General features: G+C 61.2%; 4 protein-coding genes. 3 read left to right on the plus strand and 1 reads right to left on the minus strand.

What is annotated here, in order from left to right; all coding sequences use genetic code 11:
- Positions 1-408: NTP transferase domain-containing protein (locus EN964_RS30160; protein ID WP_164776089.1), on the plus strand; the 408-nt coding region annotated here is incomplete at its 5' end.
- Between the two features lie 32 nt (positions 409-440).
- A complete protein-coding gene (locus EN964_RS30165) occupies positions 441-1,331 on the plus strand; it encodes an alpha/beta hydrolase (protein WP_127267827.1) in 891 nt (296 codons plus the stop codon).
- A 29-nt stretch (positions 1,332-1,360) separates the two neighbouring features.
- Here the strand turns inward: EN964_RS30165 and EN964_RS30170 are convergent, their stop codons facing one another.
- Positions 1,361-2,413: a DUF1176 domain-containing protein gene (locus tag EN964_RS30170; RefSeq protein WP_127267826.1), complete on the minus strand. Its 1,053-nt coding sequence runs from the start codon at positions 2,411-2,413 to the stop codon at positions 1,361-1,363.
- A 137-nt stretch (positions 2,414-2,550) separates the two neighbouring features.
- Here EN964_RS30170 and EN964_RS30175 point away from each other — a divergent pair, with 137 nt between their 5' ends.
- Positions 2,551-3,057, plus strand: coding sequence for a DUF1993 family protein (locus EN964_RS30175; protein WP_127267825.1), 507 nt, complete (start codon positions 2,551-2,553; stop codon positions 3,055-3,057).
- Positions 3,058-3,097: the final 40 nt, after the last annotated feature.

Raw genomic sequence — 3,097 nt, forward strand, 5'->3', positions numbered from 1 at the left:
GGCCTCGACGTGACCTTCGCCGACAATCCCGATTTTGCCGAGGGCCTGTCCACCTCGCTGAAAGCCAGCATCGCCTATCTGCCGGAAGATTCCGCCGGCGTGATGATCGTTCTCGGTGACATGCCTGATATCACGTCCGATGACCTCGACAGATTGATCGATGCTTTCCGCAAGGCCGGCGGCAACGCGGTGGTCCGCGCCTCGCATGACGGCAAGCGCGGCAACCCTGTGCTTTTGCCGCGCTCGCTGTTTCCGGCGATCGCCCATCTCGAAGGCGACACAGGCGCGCGCCATCTGGTCGAGACCGAAGGGCTCGATGTCATCGATGTCGAAATCGGCGCGGCGGCGTCAGTCGATGTCGACACACGCGAGGCGCTGGAAGGCGCCGGCGGCGTGCTGCAGGATTGACAAACCCAAGCCGAATTACGCATGCCTTGGACATGTCTATCCGCTGCCAAATTTTCTGTGCCTTTGCAGTCGCGACCGCGTTGCTGTCTCCGGCCGCGCAAAGCCAGACGCTGTCCTTAAAACCCTTCAAGGACGATCTCTTCGCCTATCCGGCCACGCTATCGTCCGACACCAATGGCGCCTATACCGTCATCGACTACCGCGAGATGCGCGATATCAACCAGCGTGACCAGGTGCCGGAGCGCCGGGTAAACGCCCAATACACCGACACCGGCGTCCGCAAGATGCAGCAGGATCTGTTGCTGAAAACCGATGCCGGCGATGTCAGGCATGTCGCCGCAGGCAAGACCGAGGGCGCCGGCATCATCGTGCTTTATCTGCACGGGCAGGGCGGCAGCCGCAAGCAGGGTGTCGACGACTTCACCTTCGGCGGCAATTTCAACCGGCTCAAGAACCTGATGGCCGGCAATGGCGGCCTCTATCTCAGTCCTGATTTCCCCGATTTCGGCGACAAGGGAGCGGCGCAGGTGGCGGCGCTGATCGGTCATTATGCCGAACAGTCGCCAGGCGCGAAGATCTTCGTCGCCTGCGGCTCGATGGGCGGCGCGCTATGCTGGAAGCTGGCCGCGCGCAAGGATACAGGCGGACGCATCAATGGCCTGCTGCTGCTCGGTTCGCTGTGGGATGAGAGCTTTTTCACCAGCCCGGCCTTCAAGCGCCGCGTGCCGGTCTTCTTCGGCCAGGGCAGCCACGACGTCGTCTACCCCGTGGCAAAGCAGGAGGCGTTCTTTCGCTCGATCCTGACCAAATCGAAGACCTATCCGACCCGCTTCGTCCGCTTCGAGACCGGCACCCATGGCACGCCGATCCGCATGACCGACTGGCGCGGCACGCTCAACTGGATGCTGTCGAAGGCGCCCTGATCGACGCAGCCTGCAAGCTCGTGTGATGCTCAGGGCGCGGTGTTATAGTCGACAACCGTCTCCGGATTTTGCTCGCCGTCATAGGACGCATCGACGTCATACTGGACCAGCGAAAAATTGCCGTTGCGGAACAGATACGTCCCTGCGTCGGACGCATCGCCGATGCCGCGCCACTTGTTGAATGTTGTGATCGTGTGGGCAGCCTCATCATAGTCGGAATTGACCGCCCAGCCGGACGTCTGGAAACCGACGATACTCATGCCCAGCAATTTGCCGTTGCTGTCATTGTTCTCGTAGCGGATGTCCATCTTGGGCTCGGCGAACTGCAACTGCTGCACGCCCGACACGTCGTCGGTCATGTAGTAGATCGAGCTTTCATTGTAGGCCGCGGCCGAACAGGAAAAATGGAACAGCCGCGTCTCCTTGTCGGGTTCGCCGGGCTGCGCATCCTTGTCCTTGTATTTAATCGAAAAAACGGTCGGCTCATTGGCAAGGAACTGCTTGTCGCACTGGTCGCCATAGGTTGCCAGAAAGGCCTTCTTGGCCTGCTCCAGTGCGGTGTCTTTCTTTGGCGGTGGCGGCCCGTCGCCGCAGCTTGGCGGCAGCGCCTCTTCGAAATCGGCGGTGGAGGGTTTCAGCGCGCCTTTTTCGATATGGATCGGATCGAAGGGCGGCTCCGCCTGGATCTGGGCATTCACCTGGCGCAGCGTATAGCAACCGGCAAAGACCTTTTCGCCGCCGGCCTTGTCCGTCGCGCGAATGGCGACGGGGACGTTGTAGAAAATGCTGCCAGCCGCACCTTCGTCGGAAACAGCTCCGGTCTCGACCTCGACCTTGTGGGTCCCATCAAAACCCTTGACGAAACTGTCGAAATCCTTTGCCGGCTTTGTATCGCTGAAATACCCCCAGGCGCGGGCGAATTCGTGCCGGCTGATGGCGCTGTACAGCGAACGGACAACCGCGTCGGCGCTCGACCGATCGTCGATATAGGGCGCTTCGGGGGCATCGTCGGCAGCCAATACCGTCTGGCCGATCGGTGCCAGGGAGAGAAAGGCAGTCGCTGCGAAAAGGGCGCGTCTCATCGGGAACCTCCGCTCGATAGAGGATTCTACGACGGCGATTGCGGCAACGTGGTGACGCAGGCTCGACGGACTTGAAGAATCGCGCGCGAAGGCGCTACGTCGCGTCCGCCGGCGTTCGGCCGGACAGGAGATTTGACGTGACGATATCGATGTATGAGGCGTCCGTGCCGGTGTTTTCGGCCAGGCTGAAAGCGCTTTCCGATGTGCTGGCGACCGCCGAACAGAATGCGCTTGACCGCAAGATCGACCCGCAGGTGTTTCTGACGGCGCGGCTGGCGCCAGACATGTTCGCCTTGACCAGGCAGGTGCAGATCGCCACCGATCATGCCAAGGGCGCGCCGTCACGGCTCGCCGGGCGCGACGTGCCGAGATACGAGGACAACGAGGCGAGTTTCGCCGAAATTCAGGCGCGCATCACCAAGACCCTCGACCTTCTGGGCACATTTTCGGCTGCCGAGTTCGACGGCTCCGACGACAAGATCATCGAGCTGAAGCTTGGCGGACGGGAAAGTTCGATGCCCGGCCTGCAGTATCTGCTGCATGTGGCTATGCCCAACTTCTATTTCCACCTCACCACGGCCTACGACATTCTTCGCCACAATGGCGTGCCGTTGGGCAAGGCGACATTCCTGGGAACGCGCTAGGGAATTGAGTTTTTGGAGATGTCCCGGATCGATCCGGGAC

Source organism: Mesorhizobium sp. M7A.F.Ca.CA.001.10.2.1, from assembly GCF_003998575.1.
Taxonomy (GTDB): domain Bacteria; phylum Pseudomonadota; class Alphaproteobacteria; order Rhizobiales; family Rhizobiaceae; genus Mesorhizobium.

Excerpts from the sequence above, each read along its gene's own strand:
- EN964_RS30165 (WP_127267827.1), top strand. The coding sequence starts at position 441 with ATGTCTATCCGCTGCCAAATTTTCTGTGCCTTTGCAGTCGCGACCGCG.
- EN964_RS30170 (WP_127267826.1), bottom strand. The coding sequence starts at position 2,413 with ATGAGACGCGCCCTTTTCGCAGCGACTGCCTTTCTCTCCCTGGCACCG.